This window comes from Humidesulfovibrio mexicanus, from assembly GCF_900188225.1.
In the GTDB taxonomy this organism is placed as follows: Bacteria; Desulfobacterota; Desulfovibrionia; order Desulfovibrionales; family Desulfovibrionaceae; genus Humidesulfovibrio; species Humidesulfovibrio mexicanus.
This window is the reverse complement of record NZ_FZOC01000001.1, coordinates 105167-131669: the sequence shown is the minus strand read 5'-3', so window position 1 is coordinate 131669 and position 26503 is coordinate 105167. Positions and strand designations below refer to the sequence as shown.

Here is a 26503-nt window from a genome sequence, read left to right as displayed (position 1 = left end):
CTCCATGACCGACAACGACGCTCTTGAGCGCGACATTCAGCCGGACGATTCCGTGTTGCCCCTCATGTCCCTGCGCGAAGTGGTGATGTTCCCACGCTCCATCGTGCCCCTGTTCGTGGGGCGAGATGCCTCAATAAAGGCCATCGAGAGTGCCATCGCCCTCCACGACAAGCACATCTTCCTTGTCACCCAACGTTCTCCGGAAAAGGAGAAGCCCGAGGCGGACGAGCTTTTTGCTGTGGGCACGGTGAGCCGCATTTTGCAGATGCTGCGATTGCCCGATGGCACCATCAAGGTGCTTTTCGAGGGTTTGTACCGGGCCAATTGGAATATTTTGCCCACCGATCCGGCCGATGCCGGGGATTTCCCCCTTGTGCGGGTTGACCGCCTGGAGGAAGTGCCCGGTGATGCGGGGGAGGGCGACGCCCTTATCCGCGCCGCGAACGAATCGCTGGAGGCGTACGCCAGAAGCAACAAGAAGCTTGCGCCGGAATCCCTGCTTGCAATGGCCGCGCTGCGCGAGCCAGGCGCCTTGGCTGATGCCGTGATGCCGCATTTAAAAGTGGATTTCGAGCGCAAGCAGCGCGCTCTGGAAATCTCTGATGCGGTCAAGCGCCTTGAATACGTGTATGAGCTTTTGCTTGGCGAGATTGAGATCGCCTCCATCGAAAAGCGCGTCAAGGGGCGCGTGAAAGGCCAGATGGAGAAGAACCAGCGCGAGTATTACCTGAACGAGCAGATGAAGGCCATCCACAAGGAGATGGGCCGGGAGGACGATCCCGCCGCCGAGGCCTTGGAGCTTGAGAAGCGTCTGGACGCCAAGATCATGAGCGACGAATCGCGTGAGCGCGCCCGGAAGGAGATCAAGAAGCTCAGGCAGATGCAGCCATCCAGCGCCGAGTACACCGTGCTGCGGAATTATGTCGACTGGGTGCTGGACCTGCCTTGGGGCGTACTCAAGGAATCCGAACTGGACATTTCCCGTTCCCGGTCCGTGCTGGATGAGGACCATTACGGTCTGGAAAAGCCCAAGGAGCGCATCCTCGAATACATCGCCGTGCAGAGCCTGGTCAAAACCATGAAAGGCCCGATCTTGTGCTTTGTCGGTCCTCCGGGGGTGGGCAAGACCTCCATCGCCAAGTCCATCGCACGGGCCATGGATCGCGAGTTCGTGCGCATCTCCCTTGGCGGCGTTCGCGACGAGGCCGAGATTCGCGGCCACCGGCGAACCTATGTGGGCGCGCTGCCGGGCAAGATCATCCATTCCCTCAGGCGCTGCGAGTTCAACAACCCCGTCATCTGCCTGGACGAGGTGGACAAGATGAGCACCGACTTCCGCGGCGATCCTTCCGCCGCGCTGCTGGAAGTGCTTGATCCGGAGCAGAACTACGCCTTCAACGACCACTACCTGGACCTGGACTACGACCTGTCCAAGGTCTTCTTCATCACCACGGCAAATACTCTCGATTCCATCCCGCTGCCGTTGCGCGACCGCATGGAGATCATCCGCCTGCCCGGCTACCTGGAGACGGAAAAGTTGAAAATCGCCAAGCAGTTTTTGCTTGGCAAGCAGCGCGAGCAGCACGGTCTGACAGAGGAGCAACTTACCGTCTCCGACAATGCGGTGCTGGAGATCATCCGCCGCTACACGCGTGAGGCGGGGGTGCGCAGCCTGGAGCGAGAGATTGCCGCCCTGTGCCGCAAAGCGGCCATGAAGATTGTTGAGGACAAAACGGTCACTACGGTTCCCGTTACCAGGCAGAGCGTTGCGGCCCTGCTTGGCGTGCCCAAGTTCCGGCACGAGCAGCGCGAGGACAAGAGCCAGGTGGGGGTGACCACCGGCCTGGCCTGGACCCAGATGGGCGGCGAGTTGCTGCTCATTGAGGTTGTCCTCATGAGCGGCTCGGGCAAGGTGGAGATCACCGGCAAGCTGGGTGAGGTGATGCAGGAGTCGGCGCGCGCAGCACTTTCCTATCTGCGTTCACGTTCGGACCTTTTCGGCCTCAAGCGCGACTTCCATAAGGAGATCGACATTCACGTGCATGTGCCCGAGGGTGCGACCCCCAAGGACGGCCCTTCCGCCGGTGTGGCCCTGGCCACATCCATCGTCTCGGCCTTGCTGAACATCCCCGTGCGCAACGATGTGGCCATGACAGGGGAGATAACCCTGCGTGGCCGTGTGCTCCCCATTGGCGGCCTGCGTGAAAAGCTGCTTGCTGCGCACCGCGGTCTTGTCGGCACGGTGTTCATTCCTGCGGAGAACGAAAAGGATCTCAAGGAAGTGCCTGAAGAGATATTGAAGGACCTCAAGATTGTGCCTGTTGAGACCGTGGACATTGTGCTGGAGCAGGCCCTGGAATGCGGCAGCTCCAACGCGCTCTTCTGCGGACGGGACAACATCTCCCCCCTGAGCGACCTGCTGGTGAAGGAAGAGTACCAGCGTCCCACGCACTAACTCCAGCCACGCCATGCATGACCAAAGGCCGGGAGCAGTCCCGGCCTTTTTTTATGCTCGGGCCAGCATGTGCTCCTTGCCCAACGCCGGAGCATTCCCTATGATTTATTTCCTATTGAGTGGCTCACCAGGATAAAAACACGGTCCGGTTGGTAGTCCGGACGCACGCCGCATGGCGTGCCAGTAACCTTCCCCCCTTGGGTCGTCCGTTCCTGGGCATTGTACACAACAAAGGGGAAAGCGAGTGGAGACCGTCACAGTTCGACTCTTGATTCTGTTCGAGGCTGGGTTTTGGGTTGGGTATTTTGAACGCGAGTGCGCTGGAGAATGCTCAGCGGCGCGTCATGTGTTCGGCCAGGAGCCTGGGATCGCTGAACTTGGTGCGTTTGTCCAAGGCACCGGGTATGGTCGTCTCCTTTGGGCGCGTGCGGAGCAGGGCAGCATCGGGCCCCAGCCAAAGCTTAGTCCGAAGCGACGCCTGCGAGAGATCGCCCGCACCTTGCGCGACGTTTGCGCAGTCTCGAAGGCGAGACAGTCGGTCCAGGCAGAGCGCGAGGCTCGCAAGATTGAACGCCTGTCCGCACGGTCGGCCCGGCGTGAAGCCCTGCGCGACGAGCGTTTTGTGGAGCGTTGCGAACGGCGAAAGCGCAAGCGGCGAGGCCATTAAGCGCACAGTCCTATCGGGAGCAGGGCACAAAAAAAGGCCGGGACCCCGGCCTTTGTTCTGCTGCGTGCCTCGGATGCGCCTACTTTCCAGTGTGCTCGAGAATATTGTCTTTGATCCAATGATCGTCCCACCATTCCACCGGGTTCACCTGCAGTCCTCCAATGATCATGCCGAAGTGCAGGTGGTCTCCTCCGGCCAAGCCTGTAGTGCCTGTCTTGCCGATGATGTCGCCCTTCTTGACCTGCGTGCCCTTGGTCACGCTCATTTCGTCCAGGTGCGAGTACAGGCTTTGCAGCCCAAGCCCGTGGTCGATGATGACGCAGTTGCCATAGATGCCAAAGAATTCCGCCAGAACCACGCGGCCGGAGTTTGCGGCCGGGACAGGTGCGTTGGCCACGCTGGCCAGATCCACGCCCATGTGGGTCTGGTGGTCGATCTTTTCGCCTTGGTAGAAATAGTCGCGTTGGTCGCCGAATCCCGCCCTGCTCGCCGCGTTGGGCAGCCGCAGGAAAGGTCCGCTCCACAACGGAGTGGGGGAGGTATCCTTGCCGATCTTGAGCAGCTCCGTGACGTTTTTGTCCCGCAATTCCGTGTTGACGCGCTTGTATATCTCCAGTGGCGATGTTTCGGACGGATACAGGGCGGTGTACTGCGGCATCTTGCTGTTCAAGAATTCGTCGGGGATGTTGAGCTTGTCCGCCTTGAAGGGCTTGGGGATCGCCAGGACGCTCACGTTTTGCGTGGCCTCGTTGCCGGCCTTGTCACGGGCGATGACCTTTGGCTTGAACTGGCTGGGCTGCATGTCGTGCGGCATTGCAAAATAGCAGAGATACCGGCCGTCAGGCTGCTGGTAGCCCGGGAAGAGGTGCGACCCGACCATGACGCCTGTGCTCTCCACAGGCTTGGAAACGGTGTAGCTTACCGCTGCGCCGCCTCCCTGGTTCACGTTGTGGACGCCGGGGGTCACGCTCAAACGGGGCGGGGTGAAGTCGAGGGTGATCTGCTGCACCAGGCTGGCCTTGCCTCGGCCGAGAAATGAGAGCATGGCGTTGCTGCGAACAATGACGGAAAGCTCCACGGACCCTTCCTTGAACCCGGCCTCGCGGGGAAGGCGGAACGCCGCTGCGTGCGCCGGGCGTTTGTCGGAGAAGGACTCGCGCAGCAGCTCCACACGCTTGCCGTCTTGCGCCGCCACGACGGAGCATTCCTTGAGACCGGATTTTCCGGCCGACAAATCAAGTGAAAACTCCGTGGTGTAGGACGCGGCACCCGTCTGTGGGGAAAGCTTGATGGTGGGGGACCCGCCATCGCGAAGCACAAAGATTGCTGCAAGGGCCAGCAGGACGATGCCGATGACAGGGAGGCTGGCGCGGAGTGGAAAGCCGGGACGTTTCTTGGCGTTTTGATGAATCTTCATGATATCCTGGTTTGTTGTGACGGCCAGACTTGTCGTGCTGATCAGGCCAGTTCGGAAGGTTCCATTGCGTCCAGAAGCTGCATGGTCAGCTGGAGGAAGTCGGCCTCGGTGACAATGCCGACGAGTTTTCCGTCCTCAACGACAGGAAGGCAACCGTACTTGTGATTGTACAGAATGTGCGCAGCTTCGCGCACGGTTTCTTCCGGGGAGATGATGCACACGTCTGTGCGCATGATTTCCTGCAAGGGAATGCCGGCGTCGATTTCGTTTTGTGTTGCAGGGTCAATATTGGCAAGGTGGGAAATGGTGTTCGCCAGCACGTCGCGATTGGTGATCAGCCCCCGAAAGGCGTTGTCGGCGGTTGTAATGGGCACATGCCGAATGCGCTTCTTGTCCATGAGCACCCGTGCGCTTTGGAGCGTATCCGTTTCGCGCAGGGAATAGACGGGGGTTGTCATGAGTTCTCGGATTTTGAACATGGGCGTCTCCTCGGCGTTCGGGGTGCTCGCGGCAGTCTGGATGCCTGTCTTTGATTGTGTAAGCAATGCTGCGGTGTGTCAAGAGCTGACTGGTTCGTGTTGACTTGGTCGTCAAAATCTGTAGAGCACGGCCAGAAACAAGACTTCGACGAAGGGGACGGTACAGCGACGATGCGGGTTGATCCGAAACGACAACGCGAACGCATGGTGAGCGAGCAACTCGTGTCACGAGGCATCAAAGACGCCAGGGTTCTCGCAGTCATGGGCGAACTGCCCAGGCATCTTTTCGTGGAGGAGGCCCTGGCCAGGCAGGCATATATGGACGCCCCCCTGCCGATTGGCGAAGGGCAGACCATTTCGCAGCCGTATATCGTCGCCCTCATGAGCGAGTTGCTCATGGTGGAGCCCGGCATGAAGGTGTTGGAAATCGGCACGGGTTCCGGATACCAGTCTGCTGTGTTGGCCAAGCTTGGAGCGGACGTGTACACAGTTGAGCGCATTCCGAAGCTTTGCACGCGCGCGCGCGAACGGCTTTTGTCGCTTGGGCTGTTCAATATCCATGTGAAACAGGATGATGGCACTTTGGGATGGCCAAGCGCCGCGCCCTTCGACCGCATCATCGTCACCGCAGGGGGACCGGAGGTTCCCGCCCCTCTTGTGGAGCAGTTGGCCGAGGACGGGCGTCTCGTCATCCCTGTCGGCTCCAGTCGGCGCTCCCAGCGGTTGATCCTTGTTGAGCGGCAGCCGGACGGACCGCAATGGAGCGAGGTGTGCCCCGTGGCCTTCGTCGATCTCGTCGGTGAGCATGGTTGGTAGTCTGCGCCTGTGCCCCGGCCCCGCTGGCCTGGTCTCCTTCTTCACGATTTACACGCACGGCAAAATCGGCCATACTTCATTTTTGAAGGTCAAAAGCGCCATAATTCCGACCCTGGAGTGTCTATTGTGAGTTCGTGCACCGGTAGTTCCTGTTCCTCGGCCAACAAGGGTGAAACCAACGCAAAGCTGGCCATGCAGGATCAGCTTATTTCCCTTACCCTTCAGCGCATCCGCTACAAGTTGTTTGTCATGAGCGGCAAGGGCGGCGTCGGGAAAAGCTCCGTTTCCGTCAACATAGCCGCTGCGCTCGCCGCAAAGGGATTCAAGGTCGGGCTTATGGACGTGGACATCCATGGCCCCAGCGTGCCGCGGCTGCTTGGCCTCACGGGGCAATTGGAGCAGGATCGCGGCAGCCTCGTCAAACCAAAGCAGTACAACGACAACCTTCACGTGGTGTCCATGGACTCGCTGCTGCTGGATCCGGACCAGGCCGTGATGTGGCGCGGGCCCATGAAGACTTCGGCCATTCGCCAGTTCATTTCCGATGTGCAATGGGGCGAGCTTGACTTTCTGGTCGTGGACTCGCCTCCGGGCACCGGCGACGAGCCCATGACGGTGCTGAAGCTCATCCCGGACGCATTGGCCGTGGTCGTCACCACCCCGCAGGAAATATCCCTCGCCGATGTGCGCAAGGCGATCAATTTCCTTCAGTACGCCCAGGCCAACATTCTTGGCGTTGTGGAGAACATGAGCGGGCTTGCCTGCCCGCATTGCGGCAAGATCATCGATCTTTTCAAGCAGGGCGGCGGAAAGGAGCTGGCAGACCAGTACGGGCTGGAGTTCCTCGGCGCCATCCCCCTTGATCCAGCCACTGTCGTAGCCGGGGATATGGGGACGCCGGTGGTGCTTCTGCCTGGTGAAACCCCTGCCAAGACCGCCTTGCTGGCGCTTGGAGACCGCGTCGCCCATGCGGCTCAGACCAGCCTGGAGGCCGCTTCCACCGTCCACAAGTAGCACGGGGGGGCGCAGCCACGTTATGACCTTGAATCTGGCCAACATGTTGACCCTGGCGCGCATCTTTGCGGTGCCGGTCATCGTCGTGCTCCTGTATCTGGAACAGGCGATGCAAACTGTGTTGCTGGCCTATCTTTCCGCTATCGTGTTCGCTTTGGCTTCGCTCACAGACATGGCCGATGGCTACGTCGCCCGCAGGCAGAATCTCATCACCAACCTTGGGAAGTTCCTCGATCCCCTCGCGGACAAGCTGCTCATCGGGTCGGTGTTGATCATGCTCGTGGAGTTGGGGTGGGTCGAGGCCTGGATCGTTGTGGTCATCATTTGCCGCGAGTTGGCCGTGACCGGAATGCGCGGTGTCGCTGCCGACCGCGGGGTCGTCATCGCTGCGGATCGCTTCGGAAAGATGAAGACAATAGCCCAGAGCTTGGCATTGGTGCCCTTGCTGGCCCATTACCCGATATTTGGATACGATCCAGCGCCTCTCGGCATGTTTGTGCTTTATGTCGCTCTTGGACTTACGGTTTTTTCGGGGGGGAATTATCTGTACAATTTCTATAAGAACTGGTTACAAGCCGAGTGAGCAGGAAGCGGCGTTGCTGGCGACCGCTGCGGAGCAGGGTGATGAGCAATCCGGATGACAGCCATTTGGCGCGCATTTCCAACTGCCTCCAAACCATTTTGGATTTGGAGCCGGAATTGGAGAAGCTTGAGCTCGGCAAGGGCCTGCTTGAGGAGTTTGGCGTGCTCAAGGATTTTTTGCGCCGCATCGACACCGTGCTGTTGAACGAGGATGATGTGTCGCGCGTGGAGAGCGCCACCGCGAGTTTTCTTGAGGAGCTTCGTGCGCCGTTGGCACGTGTTCGGCCCAACGGACGCTTCGGCTCGCGCCTGCAGTGAGGACCGCACATGGCCCGGAGAATTCTGCTCACCGTGTTGGTCGCGGTCAACTTGGTGCTTCTGTTCCGTATCATTTGGAGCGACCATGGCGTCATCGCCTACATGAACATGCAAAAGCGCGCCGCGGAGCTTGAGAGACAATTGGGCGACGTTGACGCCAAATGTCTTGAGTTGAGCAACGAGATCCGCCGTCTGAAGACGGACCGCGCCTACCAGGAGATGGTCATTCGCGACAAGATGAACTACGTGAAAGAAAATGAAGTGCTGTATATCTTCTCCGACAGGACCGACGTACCCCAGGGGGCCGAGGACGATGAGAAGAAAGATTGAGTGGTATCAAGAGGTCTTGGCCCTCGAACCGGGGTCTCGCATTTTTTTCCCCCTCGCCAAGCTGTTTGTGGAGTTCGGCCAGCTTGAGGACGCCGAGCGGACGCTGCGGCAAGGGTTGGACCGCCACCCCGATTCCATGGAAGCGCGGCTTCTGCTCATCCAGGTGCTGACACGGCAGGAGCGATACGACGAGGCTCTGGAGCATATGCCCGCCGTCATCAAGCCACTTGAGCGCTATCCGGCTTTTTGGTCCCTGTGGGCGCAGCAGACTGCTGAAAAGGACCGCGATTTCTCCGTCTTCCTCATGCTGGTCGCCTCGCACTTCACTGATCGTCCCGTCAAATGGACCGATGTCGTCATCGAGGGCCTGAGTTCGCTCACCGAACGGCTTATCGGCCCCCTCAAGACCGGTGCGCGCAAACCGCGCGAGCATACAGTTTCTGCCCCACAGGCCCAGCCCGCGCCGGACCGTTCTGCCGCAGCGCTGGATGGCGCCGAAGCGGGGTACGACGGGCCCGCTCCTGAAGCGGGGAGCTACCGCACGCGCACCATGGCCGAGTTGCTCGCTTCTCAGGGCGATTTTGGCGGAGCTCTGGGCATCTACCGCGAACTTTGGGGGCGCGCCCTGGACGATCGCGAGAAGACCGACCTTTCCAGCCGCATCGCAACCCTTGAGGCAAACATGGCTGCGGCCCCGGCGGGAGAGGGCGGTCCTGTCCCACCACCCGCTGATGATCCCTTCGGAAAACACGCCAAGAACCGCCTGATGAGCACGCTGGAGGCCCTGGCCGCGCGCCTTGAGTCCCGCATCCAGGCCTGAGACAGCCGCAGAGGTCGCACAATCATGTCCACCCCCCTTTTCAGGTCAGGATGGTGGCGCGTTTCTCGCCGCCCCGTTTTGGTATCGTGCTTCGCCGTGTGCGTGGCGTTTCTCTCAGGCTGCGGCGCCGTTGGCCCCAGCTGGGAGACTGGCGTCAGCAGTATGCGCTCAACGATGAAGGACACCAAGGAGTTCATCAACCCCGCTCCTGCCATCGACGTGAATCGCTACAAGTGGGAGAATCCCAACCAGGAGAAGCTGGCCCTGCTGTTCTCGCCCGTGGATGCGCGGATCATGGCCCTCACCCGCTATGTCACCAGCATTGACTATCGTCCCGACGAGGCCTGGATCAACGCGTTGCTGACGCGTTTCCCCTGGGTAGACGGGGTCATTGTGGCCGATGAGAACGGGGAGATCTTGATGCGCAGGCCTCCTGTCCCCCTCAAGCGTTTCTCCGAGCCCTTGGTGTTCGAGTCCATCTGGCGCGAGACGTTGGTCAAGACCGTTGTGGACTACACCGCTCTTGGTCCGGAGCTGTACTTCGGAATGCCCAATTTCGACGGCGCGGATTTCAAAGGCCTGCACGTGATCAGCTTTGACCCGCGGGTGCTCTTTTCCTTTTGCCCCGAGCCGGAACAGCTCGTGATCGTCGATCCGCGCGCCCAGAAGCTGTGGACCTCGACGGAGACCCCTCCCGCTGGCGCTGTCGAACTGACCAATATCCCCTGGCTTGAAATCATGAAGGAAAAGATTCACGGCACGGTCATGGCCGGGGAAAAGCAGTACACGTGGCTGGCCCGGTTCATCGGGCGCGATCTGTTCGTCTTCGCCACCGAAAGCGCCAACGCAAGCATCGAGGACAAGGGGTTTTCGATCCCGTTCTTCGGCGGCAATTCGTAATCGGCGCAGCTCTGCGCGCACGGAGGACCCCCTCATGGCCCAGCAAATCACCGTCACCGAGCATCTGCTTTTGCACCAGAAGCAGGTCCCCATGGCCACCGGCCGCTTCACCCGTCTGTTCAACGAGTTGATTCTCTCGGCCAAGATCATCCAGCGCGAGGTGAGCAAGGCCGGGCTTGTGGATGTGCTCGGCTTCACCGGCGACGTGAACGTCCAGGGTGAAGAGGTCAAGAAGTTGGACGAGTTCGCCAACCGGGTGCTCATCCACAGGCTTTCCCGCTGCGGGGCACTGTGCGCCATGGCCTCCGAGGAGAACGCCGACATCATCGAGATTCCCGACGGCCTGCCCACCGGGGACTATTTTGTCATTTTCGATCCCTTGGACGGCTCTTCGAACATCGACGCCAATGTGAGCATCGGGACCATTTTTTCCATCTACCGTCGCAAAAGTCCCAGCGATACGCGCCTGCTCGCCTCGGATTACCTCCAAAGGGGATCGGACCAGGTCGCCGCAGGGTATATCCTCTATGGCTCTTCCTGCATGATGGTCTTCACCACCGGGGACGGAGTGAACGGATTCACGCTTGATCCCAGCGTGGGCGAGTTCCTGCTTTCGCACCCCAACCTCCGCATTCCGGAGCAGGGCAACATCTATTCCGTCAACGAGGGCTACTATCACTATTGGGACAAGCCGACCCTTGACGTTCTGGCGCATTTCAAGGCCGTGGGCATGAGCCGGAAAAAGCCTTGCAGCCTGCGGTACATCGGCTCTCTCGTGTCGGATTTCCACCGCAATCTGGTCTACGGCGGAATCTTCATGTATCCCTCGGACAACCGCGACCCAAGCAAGCCAGGGGGCAAGCTGCGTCTCATGTGCGAGGCCGCGCCCATGGCCTTCATCGTCGAACAGGCGGGGGGGCTCGCCACCGACGGCGTCCGCCGCATCCTCGACATCGTGCCTGAGCACCTGCACCAGCGGGTGCCGCTCTTCGTCGGCTCGCGGTTCGACGTGGAAAAGGTCCGGGAAATCTACACCGCCGCGCAACAGGCATAGGCCCAGTGCTCGTCCTCGGAATCGAGACCTCTTGCGATGAAACCGGGGTCGCCCTGATTGATGATGGGCGGCTGCTTGGCGAATCCTTGGCCTCGCAAACGGACATCCACGCCGTATTCGGCGGAGTGGTGCCGGAAATCGCCTCGCGTGAGCACCAGAAGATGCTGCCTGGCTTGTTTCACGATCTGTTGCGCAAGACCGGAGCTTCGCCGGAAGGCCTCTCCGGAGTCGCCGTCGCCCGCGGCCCCGGCCTGCTCGGCAGTCTGCTGGTAGGACTTTCGTTCGCCAAGGGGCTGTGCCTGGCCACAGAAGCTCGGCTTGTTGGCGTCGACCATCTCCACGCGCACATCCTTGCTGCGGGATTGCAGGAGCAGATGCTGTTCCCCGCCCTCGGGGTGCTGGTTTCGGGCGGCCATACTCACATCTACCGCGTGGACGATCCCACGCGCTTCACCCTTTTGGGCCGCACTTTGGACGACGCCGCCGGCGAGGCCTTTGACAAGGTGGCCAAGCTGCTCAATCTTCCGTATCCCGGCGGGCGGTATCTTGACGAGATGAGCCAGGGGGTGGAGCCCGAGCGCTCCATGTTTCCCCTTGCCTATGTGCACAACGACAATCTCGACTTCAGCTTCAGCGGCCTCAAGACCGCAGTTGCCGAGCGTCTGGCCGCGAGGCCGCACTTGCCCTTTCCGGTCATGCCACAGGCCGAAGTCTTGCTCCGTGGCGGGGTCTTGACCGCTCACCCGCATCCGGCTGAACTGTCGCTTCTTGCCGCCTCGTTCAATTACGCGGTGGCCGAAACGTTGCGGGTCAAGGTGGCCCGGGCTTTGGATCGCGATTCCGAACTGCGTGCTGTTGTCGTGGCCGGAGGCGTTGCGGCGAATTCCCATGTGCGCGCGGCCCTACGCGCCGAGGCCGAGGGCCGGGGCCTTGCGGCGCACATGCCAAAGCCTTCCCTCTGCACGGACAACGCCGCCATGGTGGCCCACGCGGGGTGGCTTGCCCTGCGTGAAGGATATTCTCACGGTCTTGATCTTGAAAGCATTCCACGTGGCCGCGCCGTGCCGCGCGATTGGACCCGCGATGCACCGATGCTGCAGGCCATGCGTCTTGACAGAATTGGGCCGGGGAACTAGTTTGCCGAACATGCGGCATGGCCTTCATCCTACAGGCCAGACGACAAATTACGCATAGCACCAACGACACCTCAAGGCTGAAGGAGAGAGTATGGCTACCCAGGTGACTGACGGCAATTTCGAGCAGGAAGTCCTCAAAAGCCCGGTTCCCGTTCTGGTGGATTTTTGGGCTCCCTGGTGCGGCCCCTGCCGCGCGATGGGTCCCATCATCGACGAATTGGCGGTTGAATTCGAAGGCAAGGTCAAAATCTGCAAGATGAATGTGGACGAGAACTCCGCCAGCCCAAGCCGCTTTGGCATTCGTGCCATCCCCACCCTGATTCTGTTCAAGGATGGAGAGGTGGTGGACCAGTCCACCGGCGCCGTTTCCAAGAGCAGCATCAAGGACATGATCGCCAAGAAGGTCTAACTTAGGTATGAATACTTACGACGTTGTCGTCATCGGCGGTGGGCCTGCCGGGCTCACCGCCGCATTGTATCTTGTGCGCGCTGGCGTGAATACCGCCCTGGTCGAGAAGCTTTCTCCCGGCGGGCAGGTGCTCATGACCGAAGAAATCGAGAACTACCCCGGGTTTCCAAAGCCTGTTAAGGGCTATGAGTTGGTGGACAAGTTCGTCGAGCACTTGAATAATTATGAACTGTCTCGCCATTCTGACGAGGTGCGCTCCATCACCGCCGCCGACGGCGGCTACGACATCAAGGTCGGCGACGAGGTGTTGCGCGCCAAGGCCGTGGTGTTGTGTTCCGGTGCCCGCTACAAGCGCGTAGGCACCCCGGGAGAGGATTTGTACACCGGACGGGGCGTGTCCTATTGCGCCCTGTGCGATGGCAATTTCTTCCGTGGCAAGACGGTCGCGGTCATTGGCGGCGGCAATTCAGCCCTCGAGGAGTCTCTGTACTTGGCCCGGCTGGTGGACAAGCTCCACCTCATCCACCGTCGCGACGAATTCCGTGGAGCCAAGTGCTACCAGGACAAGTGCGTGACCAATCCCAAGATCAGCATTCTGCGAAGCACCGTGGTCGAGGAAATCAAGGGAGACCCCTTCAAGGGCGTAACCTCCGTGGCCCTTAAGAACGTCAAAAACGGTGGCAAAAGCGAACTTGCCGTTGATGGCGTGTTTGTATTCGTCGGCTTCGAGCCTGTGTGCCCGTTTGTGCCGGAAGGCCTTGGGCTTGATCCCGCGGGGTTCATTGTCACCGATTGCGAAATGCGCACCAACCTGCCTGGAATTTTCGCCGCTGGCGATGTCCGCAGCAAGAATTGCCGTCAGGTGGCCACCGCAGTGGGCGATGGCGCAACCGCCGCAACCGCCGCGTACGCCTACCTGGAAGAATTGAATGCATAAGCGCTTTGCGTCACTCCTGCTTCTGTTGCTCCCGCTCCTGTCGTCTTGCGGGCTCATCGACTATTATTTTCTTCCCCCACCCGACGACACCGCGCAGGAGCTTTTCGAGACCGGCATGGACCACATGCGCGACAAGCATTATTCCAGCGCCGCAGAGAACTTCCTGAAGCTCAAGGATCGTTATCCTTTCAGTCCGCTTACCCCGAAGGCTGAAATTGCGCTTGGCGACGCCTATTTCCTGGATGGCAAGTTCCCCGAGGCCTTGGACGCCTACAAGGAGTTCGAGAACCTTCACCCCAGCAGCGAACAGATTCCGTATGTACTGTTCCAAATGGGCCTGAGCAACCTGAACCAATTCCGCACTATCGACCTACGCCAGGACAACGTGAAGGAGGCGCTGGAAATTTTCTATCGCCTTGAAGAAGCCTATCCCAACTCGGAGTTTTCCGAGTCGGTAAAGCAGAACATCGCCCGTTGCCGTAAGATTCTGGCCGAGCACGAGATCTTTGTTGCGGATTTTTACTGGCGTACAAGTCAGTTCGGCGCCGCGTGGCATCGCTACATGTATGTCCTGGAGAATTTCGCAGACGTTGTGGAATTCAAGGAATACGTGAAGAAAAGGGCCGAGTATTCCTACTTTGAATACCAGAAGGTGCTGTCCGAAGAAGAACGCGAGCGCATCCAGTGGACCTGGAAGCGCCTGCTCAAATGGCTGTAGTGAAGGCAGCAGCAGGAAACGTGCCGCCATGGAGCCGCCCCTTCCAGAATTGCGCCCGAGCCCCTTTCCGGCCTGGACCGAGGGCCGGATGGTGCCTGAGGCCTGTTTTTCCCGCGCATATGCTTCGCTTGGCGATCGCAGCAGAAGTCTGATCAAGGGGCTCATCGCCCGGCATTACCAGCTTGATCAGCCTATGGGCCCCTTGTCCTGGACCCTGGACGAGCACTATCCGACCATGCGGCGGGAATCCCGCATGGCTCCCGTCTCCTTCGCGCTCTTGCTCGTTGACGACAGCATGAGCGCTCCGGCGTTTTTGTTGGCGGCCTTGATTCCTGCGCTTTGCGCACGTGTCCCGCATGTGCTTGTGGCCTGGATGGGGTCTCGTTCCGCTGCTCCTGACACGCTGCTGACCGCCTGCGAGCTTGCCGGCCAGGAACGTGTCGCCGCTTTTGGCCCAATCCAGGTGCAGCGGTTGCTTGACGCCTGCATGGCGGACGGTCGCCCCGGCGTCGTGCTCTATCCGGGAACCGCGGCATTGGCTCGTCTGCTGCAACGTCCAACGCTTGCAGAGCGTCTGGCTGCATCAACCGTGCGTCTGCTTGCGCTGCGTCGCCCCTGGCGAGTCGCTCTGTGGCGCGACACCGCCGATATTCCCCCAGCTGATGACGTGTCCTTGTTGTATGGCGTGCTGCAATGGGAGACCAACCGCCCAGGACAGGATACGCATGAGTCCGATTGGCTGGCATTTTGCAATGCGGAACGGGACTTGCTCGTTTGCCCGGACGAACGCGCACGCCAGGGCGGTGCGGCCGTGACGGTCGCCACCGGCAGCCTGGGCATGTGGCGCTGGCCAGGACTTGGCCCTCAGGCCTTCCTTGTCTGCAACGAGGTTTTTTCCCCAGCCTGATTCCCCTTGACCCGCATACACGCGAAGGCTGAAGACCGTGAGCAGGAAACCGCTTTCTTCCAAGTATCTGCAGTCCATCCGCAACATCGGCATCATTGCGCACATAGATGCGGGCAAGACGACGCTTTCCGAACGCATTCTCTTTTATTCCGGGCGTATCCATCGACTCGGAGAAGTCCATGAAGGTACGGCCACCATGGACTTCATGCCGGAGGAGCAGGACCGCGGCATTACCATCGCCTCTGCCGTCACCTCCTGTCAGTGGCGAGGGCATGTGGTGAACCTCATCGATACGCCAGGGCATGTGGATTTCACTGTCGAGGTGGAGCGCAGCCTGCGCGTTCTGGATGGCGCCATAGGGGTCTTCTGCGCCGTGAGCGGTGTGGAGCCGCAGTCTGAGACCGTGTGGCGTCAAAGCGAGTCCTATCATGTGCCCAAATTGGCCTTTGTGAACAAGATGGACCGGCTTGGGGCTGACTTTGACGCCGTGCTTACCTCCATTCGGGAGAAGCTCGGAGTCGTGCCTCTCGCCCTGCAGGTTCCCGACGGCCAAGGACAGGATTTTTCCGGCGTGTTCGATCTGCTTCGCATGGAGCGCCTTGAGTTCGATGCGGACAGTCGCGGGGCGGAGTACAGCCGCCGACCGCTTACCCAGGCCGAACGTGAGCGCGTTGCTCCAAGACGCGAAGCCATGCTCGAAACCCTCGCGGATGCCCATGACGGGATCATGGAGGCGTACCTGGCCGGACAGGATATTCCGGCCGAGACCCTTGTGGCGGCGATTCGCCAAGCCACGATTGCGCTCAAGCTCGTGCCTGTGCTGCTGGGCTCGGCCTTGCGCAACTGCGGCGTCCAACCGCTCATGGACGCAGTATGCGATTTCTTGCCAAGTCCGCTTGAGGCATCGCCGCAATGCGGCGTTGATCCAGCCAGCGGACTGCCAAAGTCCTTTCCGCCCGATCCCGAGGCTCCGCTTTCGGCGCTGGTGTTCAAGGTCGTCATGGACTCCGGCCGGAAGCAATCACTCTTGCGAATATATTCCGGGCACCTGGTTGAGGGGGAAAGCGTGCACAACGCCACGCGCGACTGCGAAGAGCGTGTGGCGAGGGTGTTCCGACTCCACGCCGACCGCAGGGAGAAGATCGAAATCGCCCGCGCAGGCGAGATCGTGGCGGCGGTGGGGCTTCGGTTCGGCGTCACGGGGGACACCCTGTGCCGGGCGGACAATCCCATCCTCCTTGAGCAGATGGCAGACTACAAGCCGGTGATCTCCCTGGCCATCGAGCCTCGAAACGCCGAAGAGGCGGACAAGCTCGACGAGGTGCTGCGGCGCTATCTTGTGGAGGACCCGACGCTGTCCGTGGTGCGCGACGAGGATACCGGTCAGGTGGTGCTCTCCGGCATGGGCGAGCTGCATCTTGAGGTTTTGTTGGAGCGCATGGCCCGCGAGCATGGTGTGCATCCCCGGACAGGAAAGCCGCAAGTGGTGCATCAGGAAACCGTGACCCGTGCGGCCGAGGTGACAGAGGAATTCCACCGCGAGCTTGGCGAGGCGCTGCATTACGGCGCCGTGCGTCTGGCCGTGGAACCCCTTGCCCGCGGACAGGGCAGAGAGGTGCGCGTGGAATGTGACCGTATGCGTTTTCCGCAAGCCTGGATGGAGGCTGTGGAGTTGGGGCTCGCCGATGGTCTGGCGTGCGGCGTGCTTGGGGGCTACCCGGTGCAGGATGTGCGGTTGCGCGTGCTGGATCTCCCTCGCCGCGAGGGCGAATCAAGCCCGGCAGGCTACCGCATGGCTGCGGCGATGGCGCTCAAAAGCGTGCTTGCCGAAGCAGGGCCGCAGTTGTTGGAGCCGATCATGCTGGTGGAGCTCATCGCTCCTGACGCCTTTGTCGGCGAGGTCGTGGGGCTTCTTGGCAGCAAGGGGGCGAAGATCGAGAGCATTTTGGACCGAGGCGGCAACAAGCTCATCCAGGCGTACGCGCCGCTCAGGCAGATGTTCGGCTTTTCCACGTTCCTGCGTTCCGCAACGCAAGGGCGTGCTTCTTTTTCCATGAAGTTCGCCAAATTCGATGTGCTTGCCTAAGCTTGCCTCTTCCCATGGCCGATAGGATCCTGTTGATGGAATCGGCCAGCCACGTTGCATTTTCCCCCGTCAATTGCTACAGGGTAAAGTGCCGGGTTGCCGCCACGATGCGAGCAGAACGGACCTGACCCTGTGTCCTGTGAAGGGTTGCGACCGGCGCCCGAACTGCATGTCACCCGGGACCGGGGAGCCGCCATGAGGAGCCTGATGTGATGTCCGACGACGAAAGCCGCGCCATATTTCGGGAAGAAGCGCTTGATCTGTTGGCGGAACTTGAGTCCACGCTGCTTGAACTGGAAGCAAACCCGCTGAACATGGATCTTGTGAACCAGGTGTTCAGGGCTCTGCACACCATCAAGGGTTCCGGCGCAATGTTCGGGTTTGATGAAATTGCGGATTTCACCCATGCCATCGAGGGCGTGTTCGACAAGGTCCGCAACGAGGAATTGCACATCAGCCGGGAACTCGTCAGCACAGCCTTCGCCGCTCGCGATCACATCCTCGGCCTGCTGAACGGAGTGGACGAATTGGGCAACGGCAGCCCAGAACGCGGACAGGCCATCCACGTGGAGCTGCAAGGACTGCTTGACCCCTTGTCCCAGCAGCCCGCAAGCGCCACGGATTCGACCGGAACCGTGGATACGGCCGTGCCGCCATCGATGATCGCCGACCCAGACCTGTCAACGTCTGGGCAAGATTCGGGTTGTTGCGGCCAACCGGACGATGTCCCCGTTACGTATCGCATTCGCATCCGCCCACGTGACCCCAAGGTCGGCAAAGAGTTGAATCTCCAGCCCATATTCGATGATCTCCACGGACTTGGAGAATGCCGACTGCGCATGGACGACTCCGCTCTTCCTGATCTCTCTCAACTTGATCCCCAGAATCTGTACTTGAGCTGGGAGGCGTTGCTCACAACAACAGCGGCTCAGTCTCAAATTCTCGATTTGTTTTTCTTCGCCGATATCGACCTGGATGTTGATCTGCAGCCTGTTACGGATTCCGCCGCAGCGGAAGCTTTTGATTCCGGACCAGGGATGCAGACCGGCAGCGCAGACGCCGGAGAGTCTGTTCAGCCCCAGCACCCTCTTTTGACTGCACCGTCAGAGGGCTCTGGGACAGGGGATTCGACCGCGACGGAGCTTGGCCCGTCGTCACCGCAAGCCCAGCCTGCCCCCAAGCCCCAGACCTGTGCTGCTCCCGCATCCACGCAGGCGGCTTTTCCGCCACGCGAGGCGGCGCCCAAGTCCATGCCCAGGGACGGCGTCAACAGCCTTCGTGTCGCTGCGGACAAGCTCGACACCCTTGTCGACCTTGTGGGCGAGCTGGTCATTGTGCAGGCGCAGATAACCCAGATCGTGTCCGAGCGCGGCGATTCCCAGCTTACGGCTTTGGCGGAACAGTTGGAACGACTGAGCGCGGACCTGCGCGACAGCACCCTCGGCATCAGGATGCTGCCCATCGGATCCGCCTTCAGCAAATTCCGCCGCCTGGTGCGCGACCTCTCCGCCGAACTGGGCAAGGAAATCGAGTTGGTGACCCGCGGCGAGGAGACGGAGCTGGACAAAACCGTTCTTGAGCGGCTTGGCGACCCGCTGGTGCATTTGTTGCGCAACAGCATCGATCATGGCATCGACATGCCAGAGGAGCGCAAAACAGCAGGCAAGCGCCCCCAGGGCCTTATTCTGCTTGAGGCGGAGCATTCCGGTTCCGAGGTGCTCATCCGCATCACCGACGACGGTAAAGGCATGGACCCTGACGCCATCCGCCGCAAAGCCGTGGAAAAAGGGCTCATCGGACCGGATGCAGAGCTCCCGGACAAGGAGGCCCTTAAGCTCATCTTTCTTCCCGGCTTTTCCACTGCGGCCAAGGTCACCAGCATCTCCGGCCGCGGGGTGGGAATGGATGTCGTCCACAAGGCCATCGACTCGCTTCGTGGGGCCATCGAGATCGCCAGCGAACCAGGCCGTGGCACCACCATCACCATCCGCCTGCCGTTGACCCTGGCGATAATCGAGGGCCTGCAGGTGCAAGTGGGCGATGGCTTCTATGTCATCCCGCTTTCCCTGGTTGAGGAGTGCGTCGAATTGCACCAAAAGGATGTCGATCCCAGCGGACGCAAGCGCATCATCAACCTGCGCGGCGAATTGGTGCCGTACATCAGCCTGCGGCGTTGGTTCGAAATCGAAGGCCAGCCGCCGGACATCGAACAGATCGTCATCACCGGGGTCGAGGGACGCCGCGTGGGCATTGTCGTGGACCACGTGATTGGTGAACATCAAACGGTCATCAAGAGCCTTGGGCGCGTCTACCGCGATGTTGAAGGCATTTCCGGCGCCACCATCAAGGGGGACGGCAGTCTGGCGCTAATTCTCGACGTGCCACGACTGGTGCGTTCCGTTGCGGCCGAGGCCGCGGACTGAGGCCATGCCCCGGCAACCCGTAAAGACAGCGGCTCCAGGGGGCCAGCCCAAGACGGAAGGCCTTGGCCTTGCGCGCATGGACAACCGCATTTTCGAACGTCTGAGCGAATTCATCAAGGCCGAGCTTGGCATCAAGATGCCCTCGTCCAAGAAGACGCTTCTTGAGGCGCGGCTCCAGAAGCGCTTGCGTGAGCTCTGCATGGAGAGCCACGAGGAATATTGCAGCTACCTTTTCAGTCCGCAAGGCATGGACGAAGAGCTTGTGAACCTTGTGGATGTCGTGACCACGAACACAACAGATTTCTTTCGTGAACCGAAACACTTCGGGTTGCTTCTGGACCATGTGCTGCCCACTCTCTTCGACCGTGGCGGCTCTGGAAAGAGAGTCCATGTCTGGAGTGCCGGCTGCTCCTCCGGGGAGGAACCCTACACCCTGTCCATGGTGCTTTCGGAATATGCACGCGTGAGCCCGGGTTTTTCGTTCAATATCCTCGCAACGGACATCAGTACCCAGGTGCTGCGCATGGCCGTGCGCGCGGTGTATCCGGAATCCAAGATCGGGCCCGTACCTCTGGAGTATCGCAAGCGCTATCTGCTGCGCAGCAAGGATCGCTCCCGCAGGCTGGTGCGCATAGGGCCGGAGGCAAGAGCCAATGTGCGCTTCCGCAGGCTGAATTTCATGGAGGATTTCAGTCTTGAGCACCAGCTTGACATCATCTTTTGTCGGAACGTCGTCATCTATTTCGACAGGCCGACCCAGGAGCGGCTCTTTACCCGTTTTTGCCGTAAGCTTGCACCCGGCGGGTTTCTGTTCATCGGCCATTCCGAAAGCCTGACCGGAATGAATCTGCCCCTTGAACCAGTAGCACCAACGGTATACAGAAGGACATAAAACCGTGCGAGCAAGCGGAGGAGCTTGAAAGTGGGCAGGCCCATCAACGTCCTGGTCGTGGACGATTCCGCCCTGGTGCGTCAGACCCTCATCGACATATTGCAGTCCGACCCGGACATCAGGGTTGTGGCCGCAGCAGCGGATCCTATTGTCGCGGCGGAAAAACTGCGCGAAGTGGTTCCCGATGTCATTACCCTTGATATCGAGATGCCGCGCATGGATGGGCTGACGTTTTTGCGCAAGCTCATGAGCCAGCATCCCATTCCCGTTGTGATCTGCTCGTCCCTGGCTGAGGAGGGCGACGAGACCACCTTCCGCGCGCTGGAATACGGGGCCGTGGAGATCATCACGAAGCCCAAGGTTGGAACCAAACAATTCCTGGAAGAATCGCGCATCCGCATCCTTGATGCGGTGCGTGCCGCCGCCCAGTCCAAGCTGAAGCTCCGTTCCGGCGCTTCCTCCTTCAAGGTGACTCCGAAGCTCGACGCTGACGTCATGCTCGCCAAGGCCCAGCCCGGGGCAAACCACTTTCGGACCACAGAAAAGGTCGTGCTGGTCGGTGCTTCCACCGGCGGGACCGAGGCATTACTCACGTTTTTGCAGGCTTTGCCGCACGATAGCCCGGCCATAGCCGTGGTGCAGCACATGCCCGAGCATTTTACCGCGGCTTTCGCCAAGCGTTTGGACGGCATCTGTCGCATCAACGTGCGCGAGGCTAAGGACAATGACACCTTGCTGCGCGGCCAGGCGCTTATCGCGCCCGGCAGCAGGCACATGCTGCTCAAGCGCAGCGGAACACGCTATCATGTGGAAGTGAAAGACGGTCCGCTTGTTTCTCGGCATCGCCCCAGCGTTGATGTCTTGTTTCGCTCCGGCGCGAGGTATGCCGGCAAGAACGCTGTCGGCGTCATCATGACCGGCATGGGCGACGACGGCGCCAAGGGAATGCGGGAAATGTTTGATGCCGGAGCTTACACCATCGCACAGGACGAGGCCAGTTGCGTGGTCTTCGGGATGCCGCAGGAGGCCATCAAGCACGGGGGCGTGCACAAGGTGTTGCCGCTTGCCACCATTGCGGCGGAGGTGGTCCGGTCCTGTCGCGACTAGATGCCTGTCTCCAGGCCCCAGGGGGCCGTCAGGGCATCGGAGCGCAATGCCTTGCGCAGCCTTTCGAGAAACGCCTTGCGCGGCAGCTCGCGTGCGCCGAAACGCAGCATATGCGCTGTGGTTTGCTGGCAGTCGATCAATTCGCAGCCGCGTGACTGGAGCCAGCGCACCAGGGTGACGAACAGGGCCTTGCTCGCGTTGGGTTCGGCGTGAAACATGGATTCCCCGAAAAACGCGCCCCCAAGGGCCACGCCGTAGAGGCCCCCCACCAGTTCCCCGTCCCGCCAGACCTCCGCGCTATGGGCAATGCCGAGGCTGTGCAGTTTCTCGTACGCCAGCACCATGTCCGGAACGATCCAGGTGCCTTCCTGGTTCGGACGTTTGGTCTGCGCACAGGCGCGGATGACGCGGGCGAAGGCCGTGTCGAGGGTGAGGCGAAACGTGCCGGAGTTGAGCACGCGCCTGAGGCTTTTCGGCACATGGAGTTCGCTGGGAATGAGCGCAAGCCTCGGATCGGGCGTCCACCACAGAATGGGTGATCCCTCCGCGTACCAGGGGAAGATGCCCAGGGAATAGGCCGTGACGAGCCGCCTCGGGGAGAGGTCCCCGCCGATGGCCAGCAGACCGTCCGGGTCGGACTCTTCGGGGTCCGGAAACACCGGCTGGTCGAAGAGCCGGTAGATGGTCACTGGGCCAGCGCCGGTTCCACCGCCCGCGCCTCGTGCGGCGCATAGGCGAACACGAAATCGCCCGAACTCTCGCCGCTTGGAACGCCGCGATTCTTGACCGGGGCTTCCCTGTCAACTCCTGGCGCAAGGTCGACCAGAACGACTCCGCCCTTTTGCAGACTCCCGAAGAGCAGTTCCGGCGCAATGGCGTCCTTGAGCTCCGCCTGAACGACACGGGCCATTGGCCGCGCTCCGTAGGCCGGGTCGTACCCAAGCACGGAGAGCCGAACCCGCGCCGCCTCGGTGAGGTGCAACTCCACCTTGCGTTCTTTGAGCTGTGCGTTCAACTCGCGGATGTGCTTGTCCACCACAAGCAGCATGACCTCGCGGCTCAGAGCCTGGAAGGGAACGATGGCGTCCAGACGGTTGCGGAATTCGGGGCTGAAGAGCCGCTCCACGGCCTTGATCGAACCGCTTTTGCAATCGCTTTGCGCGTTGCGGGAAAAGCCCATGCCGCCTTTGGCCAACTCCTGCGCTCCGGCGTTGGAGGTCATGAGCACAATTGCATGGCGGAAGTCGGCCTTGCGTCCGGTGTTGTCGGTCAATGTGGCGTAGTCCATCACCTGCAGCAGGATGTTGAACACGTCGGGATGGGCCTTTTCGATCTCGTCGAACAGCACAACACAGTGCGGCGTTTTGCGCACCGCCTCGGTGAGCAGCCCACCCTGATCAAAGCCCACATAGCCGGGAGGCGCGCCGATGAGCCGGGAGACCGCGTGCTTTTCCATGTATTCGCTCATGTCGTAGCGCAGGAAGCGCACCCCCATGACGCTGGACAACTGCCGGGAAAGCTCCGTCTTGCCCACGCCTGTGGGGCCGGTGAGCAAAAACGCGCCAAGAGGGCGTCCCGGCTGCTTCATGCCCGCCTGCGCACGCCGTATCGCCTTGCAGAGGGTGCTTACGGCCTGGTCCTGGCCGTACACCACGCGCTTTACCTCCTCTTCCATGCCTTGCAGACGGTCCTTGTCGGAGCCGCTGAGGCGTCGGGCCGGGATGCGCGCCATGCGGGCCACCACGCGCTCGACGTCCTGCACGGTGATGCGCGGGTTCTTGCGCGGGGAGAGTTTGAACTGCGCACCGGCCTCGTCCAGCACGTCTATGGCCTTGTCCGGAAGGAAACGCTCCGTGATGTAGCGCGAGGACAGTTCCGCCGCGGAACGCAGGGCTGGGGGCGTGTAGACCACGCCATGGAAGTCTTCGTAGTAGGGCTTGAGGCCTTTCAGAATCTCAACGGTTTCGTCCACGCTGGGCTCGACAAGGTCGATGCGCTGGAAGCGACGGGAAAGCGCGCGATCCTTCTCGAAGTTGTTGCGGTATTCCTCGAAGGTGGTGGAGCCGATGCAGCGCACCTCGCCAGAGGCCAGGAACGGCTTGAGGATGTTGGAGGCGTCCATGCTGCCGCCGGACACGGAGCCAGCGCCCACGATGGTGTGGATTTCGTCGACAAAAAGGATGGCTCCCGGCTCGCGCTTGAGTTCGGCAAGCACGCCCTTGAGCCTGGCTTCAAAGTCGCCGCGGTACTTGGTGCCGGCAAGAAGGGCGCCCATGTCCAGGGCGAAGACCTTGGCCTCGGCGAACTGGGAGGGGACGCGTCCCTGGGCGATGAGCAGGGCCAAGCCCTCGGCGAGTGCGGTCTTGCCCACCCCAGGTTCCCCCACAAGAATGGGATTGTTCTTGCGGCGGCGGGCCAGCACCTGGACCATGCGTTCCAGTTCGGCCGCGCGGCCGATGATGGGATCGATCTCCCCATCGCGGGCCTTGGCCGTCAGATTGCGGGTGAACTCCTCAAGGGCGCTTTTGCGTTGCGGTCCGTCCTGATGCCGGGCAGGACGCTCAAGGGGGTCATCCCCAGGGCCGAAGCCCTCGTCCCGCTTGGTCTCCATGCCGTCGGGATCGCGCAGGCCGTGTGAGATGTATTCCAGCACGTCCAGGCGCGAGACGCCCTGGGAAGTGAGGAAGTGCACGGCGAAGGAATCCTCTTCCTCGAACATCGCCGCGATCACGTCGCCGACCTCCACAAGATCCTTGCCGGAGGATTCCTTCTGCCACACGGCCCGCTGCATCACGCGCCGTACGCTCAACGTCTGCACCACCTCGGTGTCGGCATCCGGGGGCAGGGCGTCCATATGGTCGCGGAAAAATCCTTCGAGCTGGCTACGCAGCCTCTCGACGTTCGCCCCGCAGGCATCCAGGATGTTGCTGCCCACTGGTTCGTGGATCATGGCGTACAGCAAATGCTCCAAGGTCAGGTATTCATGGCGGCGGCGGCGGACCTCGTGGAACGCGCTGGTGAGTACGGCTTCAAGCCCCTTGCTCAACATGACCTCAAACCTCCTCAAGGCTGGCCCGCAGTGGATACCCTGCGGCCTTGGCCATGGTGTGAACCGTGTCCACCTTGGTTTCGGCTACCTCCGCCGTGTACACGCCGCACATGCCAAGTCCCTGCTTGTGCACGGCCAGCATGATGCGCATGGCCTCCGGCTCCGCCTTGTGGAACACGCGCTTGAGCACATGCACCACAAATTCCATGGTGGTGTAGTCGTCGTTGTGGAGCAGCACCTTGTAGCGCCTCGGCTCCCGCGTCTCGCTTTCGAAGTCCAGGCCAGGAGCCTGCCTGGTTTCCGTTGATCCGCTCATGGTCTCAATGCATCCTGCCGCTGGGGGTTTTCCACATGTCCTACATCATAGCAATTTGGCGGCGTTTGTCGAGGGGGGGCGCGTCACCCCAGGCCAAGCTCCCTCCGGGAGGCTTCATCGAACACAAAGGAGGGGTCGGGCGCCAGGCCGGTGCACAGACGCCACTGCCGGTTGAGCTCATGGTAGGTTTCGCGGCTGGCCTTGTCCAGGTCCAGACCCAGCGCGGCCGCACAGGCGAGAATATCCTGTTCCCCGCCCTCGATCTCCACAAATCGCCCAAATGGAAGCGTGTCCAGGCAGACCTCGCAGTCCATAAACGACCATGATTCCCGGAATTTTTCGTAGCGCAGGGCAGGGATGAGGCCCAAGTCGGCGAAAATTGCGGAAGTCGCCACGGCATCGGTCACCTCGGTTTCGTCTTCGCGGCAGGTCTTGGCCGGTCCTGGCGCATTGACCGGGGTTTTGGCGGTAAGGATGTGGCGTCCGCAAAATTCGCGCAGGCGCAGCAGGATGCCCTTCGCCTTGAGCCCACCACTGGGATCGTCGAACACAACATTGGACTCGAACCCAGCGCCGTGGGGCGTAGCGCCCTGTTCGGCCAGGAGCGCGCGCAGCGCGACATGGTCGGCGTCGATGAATTTCAACTCGGTTTCAATGCCCATTTTCCACTTTTCTCCCTGAACGCCTGCTGCTAGGGTTCGCATCGCGCCGCAAGGCGCACAAAGGAGTAATGATGCAAAAGCACCTGGTGCTTGGCTTGGCCGGGGCCGCTGGCACATTGGCCAGATTCTGGCTCGGCGGGGTGGTGCAGCGTTTGGCTGGCGAGGCGTTTCCGCTCGGCAACTTCGTGGTGAACGTGAGTGGCTGCCTGTTTTTCGGGTTCGTGTATGCAATAGTGGAAAGCAGAAGCGGCCTGCCGGGGGAACTGCGCCTCTATGCGTTGACCGGGTTCATGGGCGCGTACACCACGTTTTCCACCTACATGTTCGAGTCCGTCGCCCTCATGCAGCACGGGCAGTGGCTTTCTGCCGGGATCAACCTGGCCGGGCAGACCGCGCTTGGCGTGGCGTGCATGGTGGCCGGACTGGCACTTGGCAGATTTTTCTAGGGCAATTCCTTCCGTCCGGCAGGCGGGCAGAGACGCCTACCCGGCGTTGCTTTCGGTTCCCACGATGGGGGCGTGCTGGGCCAAATCGTAGAACCCGCGCAAGGCAAAGCCAAGATTGAAGTGCGGAATACGTTCGAAATGGATGAAGCCGATGCTTTTGCCCTCTGTCAGGTCGGAAAGGGCCACAAGGCCGATGGGCACGGGGAAGGGAATCGGCGCACTGAAGACGCCAGAGAGACGGCTTGCATAATGCTCCTTGAGGTAGGCCACGGCCTTGTCGCGTTCTTCGACCGTGAGGGCTTCAAGCACCACATGGCGGCTGCCGGACGCTTCCGGGGCCTCGCTCATGTTTTGCGCGGCGAGGAGCTTGTCCCAGTCCACAGCTTCCTCTTCCTCCGGGTCCCAGGCGCTGCGGAACAGGTGCACTTCGACATCGCGGCGGCCCTTGAAGCTTTTTATGGTCATGGAGAGGGCATAGGCGCGGTCAATGGGCAGGGGACGATCTGGAGCGATGAGCGTAATGTCCATGGGCAAGCCTCCGGCGAATTTCGTGAACGCAATGT

27 protein-coding genes are annotated in these 26503 nt (G+C 61.0%); 20 read left to right on the top strand and 7 right to left on the bottom strand.

Annotated elements, in window-relative coordinates:
• Positions 1-4 precede the first annotated feature (4 nt).
• Together lon and CHB73_RS17300 are read left to right on the top strand one after the other, a co-directional pair.
• On the top strand, positions 5-2455 hold the full coding sequence (lon, locus tag CHB73_RS00720) for an endopeptidase La (protein WP_089271059.1): 2451 nt from the start codon (positions 5-7) through the stop codon (positions 2453-2455).
• 244 nt (positions 2456-2699) lie between these two features.
• On the top strand, positions 2700-3122 hold the full coding sequence (locus CHB73_RS17300) for a YjdF family protein (RefSeq protein ID WP_089271057.1): 423 nt from the start codon (positions 2700-2702) through the stop codon (positions 3120-3122).
• Between the two features lie 79 nt (positions 3123-3201).
• On the opposite strand, the gene CHB73_RS00710 is transcribed toward CHB73_RS17300, so the two are convergent.
• On the bottom strand, positions 3202-4539 hold the full coding sequence (locus tag CHB73_RS00710; RefSeq protein WP_089271055.1) for a M23 family metallopeptidase: 1338 nt from the start codon (positions 4537-4539) through the stop codon (positions 3202-3204).
• Positions 4540-4580: 41 nt separating this feature from the next.
• Positions 4581-5018, bottom strand: a complete 438-nt coding sequence (locus CHB73_RS00705; protein WP_089271053.1) for a CBS domain-containing protein — start codon at positions 5016-5018, stop codon at positions 4581-4583.
• Between the two features lie 171 nt (positions 5019-5189).
• Between CHB73_RS00705 and CHB73_RS00700 the strand changes: the two genes are divergently transcribed.
• From CHB73_RS00700 to CHB73_RS00620, 17 genes are all read left to right on the top strand, one after another.
• Positions 5190-5834 (top strand): protein-L-isoaspartate(D-aspartate) O-methyltransferase, encoded by a 645-nt coding sequence (locus tag CHB73_RS00700; RefSeq protein ID WP_089271051.1) that lies wholly within the window; start codon positions 5190-5192, stop codon positions 5832-5834.
• Positions 5835-5960: 126 nt separating this feature from the next.
• Positions 5961-6848, top strand: coding sequence for an Mrp/NBP35 family ATP-binding protein (locus CHB73_RS00695; protein ID WP_235641454.1), 888 nt, complete (start codon positions 5961-5963; stop codon positions 6846-6848).
• A 22-nt stretch (positions 6849-6870) separates the two neighbouring features.
• Complete coding sequence (gene pgsA / locus CHB73_RS00690) at positions 6871-7431, top strand: CDP-diacylglycerol--glycerol-3-phosphate 3-phosphatidyltransferase (RefSeq protein ID WP_089271049.1); 561 nt, start codon at positions 6871-6873, stop codon at positions 7429-7431.
• Between the two features lie 41 nt (positions 7432-7472).
• Positions 7473-7748 carry a hypothetical protein gene (locus CHB73_RS00685; protein ID WP_089271047.1) on the top strand — a complete coding sequence of 92 codons (276 nt, stop codon included), beginning with the start codon at positions 7473-7475 and terminating at the stop codon, positions 7746-7748.
• A gap of 9 nt (positions 7749-7757) precedes the next feature.
• Positions 7758-8078 carry an FtsB family cell division protein gene (locus CHB73_RS00680; protein WP_089271045.1) on the top strand — a complete coding sequence of 107 codons (321 nt, stop codon included), beginning with the start codon at positions 7758-7760 and terminating at the stop codon, positions 8076-8078.
• Positions 8062-8898, top strand: coding sequence for a tetratricopeptide repeat protein (locus tag CHB73_RS00675; protein ID WP_089271043.1), 837 nt, complete (start codon positions 8062-8064; stop codon positions 8896-8898). The genes CHB73_RS00680 and CHB73_RS00675 overlap by 17 nt, the downstream gene beginning before the upstream one ends.
• Before the next feature lie 162 nt (positions 8899-9060).
• A complete protein-coding gene (locus tag CHB73_RS00670; protein ID WP_143337279.1) occupies positions 9061-9798 on the top strand; it encodes a hypothetical protein in 738 nt (245 codons plus the stop codon).
• A 34-nt stretch (positions 9799-9832) separates the two neighbouring features.
• Positions 9833-10852: a class 1 fructose-bisphosphatase gene (gene fbp, locus CHB73_RS00665; RefSeq protein ID WP_089271039.1), complete on the top strand. Its 1020-nt coding sequence runs from the start codon at positions 9833-9835 to the stop codon at positions 10850-10852.
• A 5-nt stretch (positions 10853-10857) separates the two neighbouring features.
• Positions 10858-11988: a tRNA (adenosine(37)-N6)-threonylcarbamoyltransferase complex transferase subunit TsaD gene (tsaD, locus tag CHB73_RS00660; protein WP_089271037.1), complete on the top strand. Its 1131-nt coding sequence runs from the start codon at positions 10858-10860 to the stop codon at positions 11986-11988.
• Positions 11989-12079: 91 nt separating this feature from the next.
• Positions 12080-12397, top strand: a complete 318-nt coding sequence (gene trxA, locus CHB73_RS00655; RefSeq protein WP_089271035.1) for a thioredoxin — start codon at positions 12080-12082, stop codon at positions 12395-12397.
• Between the two features lie 7 nt (positions 12398-12404).
• The gene (trxB, locus tag CHB73_RS00650) at positions 12405-13334 is read left to right on the top strand and encodes a thioredoxin-disulfide reductase (protein WP_089271033.1); all 930 of its coding nucleotides are present in this window, start codon (positions 12405-12407) and stop codon (positions 13332-13334) included.
• Positions 13327-14052: an outer membrane protein assembly factor BamD gene (locus tag CHB73_RS00645; RefSeq protein ID WP_089271031.1), complete on the top strand. Its 726-nt coding sequence runs from the start codon at positions 13327-13329 to the stop codon at positions 14050-14052. Before trxB ends, CHB73_RS00645 begins: the two co-directional genes overlap by 8 nt.
• Positions 14053-14140: 88 nt before the next feature.
• Positions 14141-14959: a hypothetical protein gene (locus CHB73_RS00640; protein WP_143337278.1), complete on the top strand. Its 819-nt coding sequence runs from the start codon at positions 14141-14143 to the stop codon at positions 14957-14959.
• A 37-nt stretch (positions 14960-14996) separates the two neighbouring features.
• Positions 14997-17045 carry an elongation factor G gene (gene fusA / locus CHB73_RS00635; protein ID WP_089271027.1) on the top strand — a complete coding sequence of 683 codons (2049 nt, stop codon included), beginning with the start codon at positions 14997-14999 and terminating at the stop codon, positions 17043-17045.
• Between the two features lie 212 nt (positions 17046-17257).
• On the top strand, positions 17258-19468 hold the full coding sequence (locus CHB73_RS00630; RefSeq protein WP_179216829.1) for a chemotaxis protein CheA: 2211 nt from the start codon (positions 17258-17260) through the stop codon (positions 19466-19468).
• A 4-nt stretch (positions 19469-19472) separates the two neighbouring features.
• Positions 19473-20360 (top strand): CheR family methyltransferase, encoded by an 888-nt coding sequence (locus CHB73_RS00625; protein WP_179216828.1) that lies wholly within the window; start codon positions 19473-19475, stop codon positions 20358-20360.
• 30 nt (positions 20361-20390) lie between these two features.
• Positions 20391-21467, top strand: coding sequence for a protein-glutamate methylesterase/protein-glutamine glutaminase (locus tag CHB73_RS00620; protein WP_089271021.1), 1077 nt, complete (start codon positions 20391-20393; stop codon positions 21465-21467).
• Here the strand turns inward: CHB73_RS00620 and aat are convergent.
• The 4 genes from aat to CHB73_RS00600 form a co-directional block, all read right to left on the bottom strand.
• Positions 21464-22156 carry a leucyl/phenylalanyl-tRNA--protein transferase gene (gene aat / locus CHB73_RS00615; protein WP_089271019.1) on the bottom strand — a complete coding sequence of 231 codons (693 nt, stop codon included), beginning with the start codon at positions 22154-22156 and terminating at the stop codon, positions 21464-21466. The genes CHB73_RS00620 and aat overlap by 4 nt on opposite strands.
• Complete coding sequence (gene clpA, locus CHB73_RS00610; RefSeq protein WP_089271017.1) at positions 22153-24516, bottom strand: ATP-dependent Clp protease ATP-binding subunit ClpA; 2364 nt, start codon at positions 24514-24516, stop codon at positions 22153-22155. The genes aat and clpA overlap by 4 nt, the downstream gene beginning before the upstream one ends.
• A 4-nt stretch (positions 24517-24520) precedes the next feature.
• Positions 24521-24832 (bottom strand): ATP-dependent Clp protease adaptor ClpS, encoded by a 312-nt coding sequence (locus CHB73_RS00605; RefSeq protein ID WP_089271014.1) that lies wholly within the window; start codon positions 24830-24832, stop codon positions 24521-24523.
• 83 nt (positions 24833-24915) lie between these two features.
• Positions 24916-25494: a class IV adenylate cyclase gene (locus CHB73_RS00600; protein WP_089271012.1), complete on the bottom strand. Its 579-nt coding sequence runs from the start codon at positions 25492-25494 to the stop codon at positions 24916-24918.
• 71 nt (positions 25495-25565) lie between these two features.
• On the opposite strand from CHB73_RS00600, the gene CHB73_RS00595 reads away from it, so the two are divergent.
• Positions 25566-25940: a fluoride efflux transporter FluC gene (locus CHB73_RS00595; protein WP_089271009.1), complete on the top strand. Its 375-nt coding sequence runs from the start codon at positions 25566-25568 to the stop codon at positions 25938-25940.
• A 36-nt stretch (positions 25941-25976) separates the two neighbouring features.
• Here the strand turns inward: CHB73_RS00595 and CHB73_RS00590 are convergent, their stop codons facing one another.
• Complete coding sequence (locus CHB73_RS00590; RefSeq protein WP_089271007.1) at positions 25977-26468, bottom strand: hypothetical protein; 492 nt, start codon at positions 26466-26468, stop codon at positions 25977-25979.
• Between the last annotated feature and the right edge of the window lie 35 nt (positions 26469-26503).

What these genes read in the sequence shown, in the direction of transcription:
- CHB73_RS00705 (WP_089271053.1), bottom strand. Translation starts at nt 5,018, where the DNA reads ATGTTCAAAATCCGAGAACTCATGACAACCCCCGTCTATTCCCTGCGC.
- CHB73_RS00590 (WP_089271007.1), bottom strand. Translation starts at nt 26,468, where the DNA reads ATGGACATTACGCTCATCGCTCCAGATCGTCCCCTGCCCATTGACCGC.
- CHB73_RS00640 (WP_143337278.1), top strand. Translation starts at nt 14,141, where the DNA reads ATGGTGCCTGAGGCCTGTTTTTCCCGCGCATATGCTTCGCTTGGCGAT.
- clpA (WP_089271017.1), bottom strand. Translation starts at nt 24,516, where the DNA reads ATGTTGAGCAAGGGGCTTGAAGCCGTACTCACCAGCGCGTTCCACGAG.
- CHB73_RS00605 (WP_089271014.1), bottom strand. Translation starts at nt 24,832, where the DNA reads ATGAGCGGATCAACGGAAACCAGGCAGGCTCCTGGCCTGGACTTCGAA.
- CHB73_RS00595 (WP_089271009.1), top strand. Translation starts at nt 25,566, where the DNA reads ATGCAAAAGCACCTGGTGCTTGGCTTGGCCGGGGCCGCTGGCACATTG.
- CHB73_RS00645 (WP_089271031.1), top strand. Translation starts at nt 13,327, where the DNA reads ATGCATAAGCGCTTTGCGTCACTCCTGCTTCTGTTGCTCCCGCTCCTG.
- CHB73_RS00670 (WP_143337279.1), top strand. Translation starts at nt 9,061, where the DNA reads ATGCGCTCAACGATGAAGGACACCAAGGAGTTCATCAACCCCGCTCCT.
- CHB73_RS00685 (WP_089271047.1), top strand. Translation starts at nt 7,473, where the DNA reads ATGAGCAATCCGGATGACAGCCATTTGGCGCGCATTTCCAACTGCCTC.
- CHB73_RS00710 (WP_089271055.1), bottom strand. Translation starts at nt 4,539, where the DNA reads ATGAAGATTCATCAAAACGCCAAGAAACGTCCCGGCTTTCCACTCCGC.
- CHB73_RS00675 (WP_089271043.1), top strand. Translation starts at nt 8,062, where the DNA reads ATGAGAAGAAAGATTGAGTGGTATCAAGAGGTCTTGGCCCTCGAACCG.
- fbp (WP_089271039.1), top strand. Translation starts at nt 9,833, where the DNA reads ATGGCCCAGCAAATCACCGTCACCGAGCATCTGCTTTTGCACCAGAAG.
- CHB73_RS00600 (WP_089271012.1), bottom strand. Translation starts at nt 25,494, where the DNA reads ATGGGCATTGAAACCGAGTTGAAATTCATCGACGCCGACCATGTCGCG.
- lon (WP_089271059.1), top strand. Translation starts at nt 5, where the DNA reads ATGACCGACAACGACGCTCTTGAGCGCGACATTCAGCCGGACGATTCC.
- CHB73_RS00700 (WP_089271051.1), top strand. Translation starts at nt 5,190, where the DNA reads ATGCGGGTTGATCCGAAACGACAACGCGAACGCATGGTGAGCGAGCAA.
- trxB (WP_089271033.1), top strand. Translation starts at nt 12,405, where the DNA reads ATGAATACTTACGACGTTGTCGTCATCGGCGGTGGGCCTGCCGGGCTC.
- CHB73_RS00680 (WP_089271045.1), top strand. Translation starts at nt 7,758, where the DNA reads ATGGCCCGGAGAATTCTGCTCACCGTGTTGGTCGCGGTCAACTTGGTG.
- trxA (WP_089271035.1), top strand. Translation starts at nt 12,080, where the DNA reads ATGGCTACCCAGGTGACTGACGGCAATTTCGAGCAGGAAGTCCTCAAA.
- pgsA (WP_089271049.1), top strand. Translation starts at nt 6,871, where the DNA reads ATGACCTTGAATCTGGCCAACATGTTGACCCTGGCGCGCATCTTTGCG.
- CHB73_RS00625 (WP_179216828.1), top strand. Translation starts at nt 19,473, where the DNA reads ATGCCCCGGCAACCCGTAAAGACAGCGGCTCCAGGGGGCCAGCCCAAG.
- CHB73_RS00630 (WP_179216829.1), top strand. Translation starts at nt 17,258, where the DNA reads ATGTCCGACGACGAAAGCCGCGCCATATTTCGGGAAGAAGCGCTTGAT.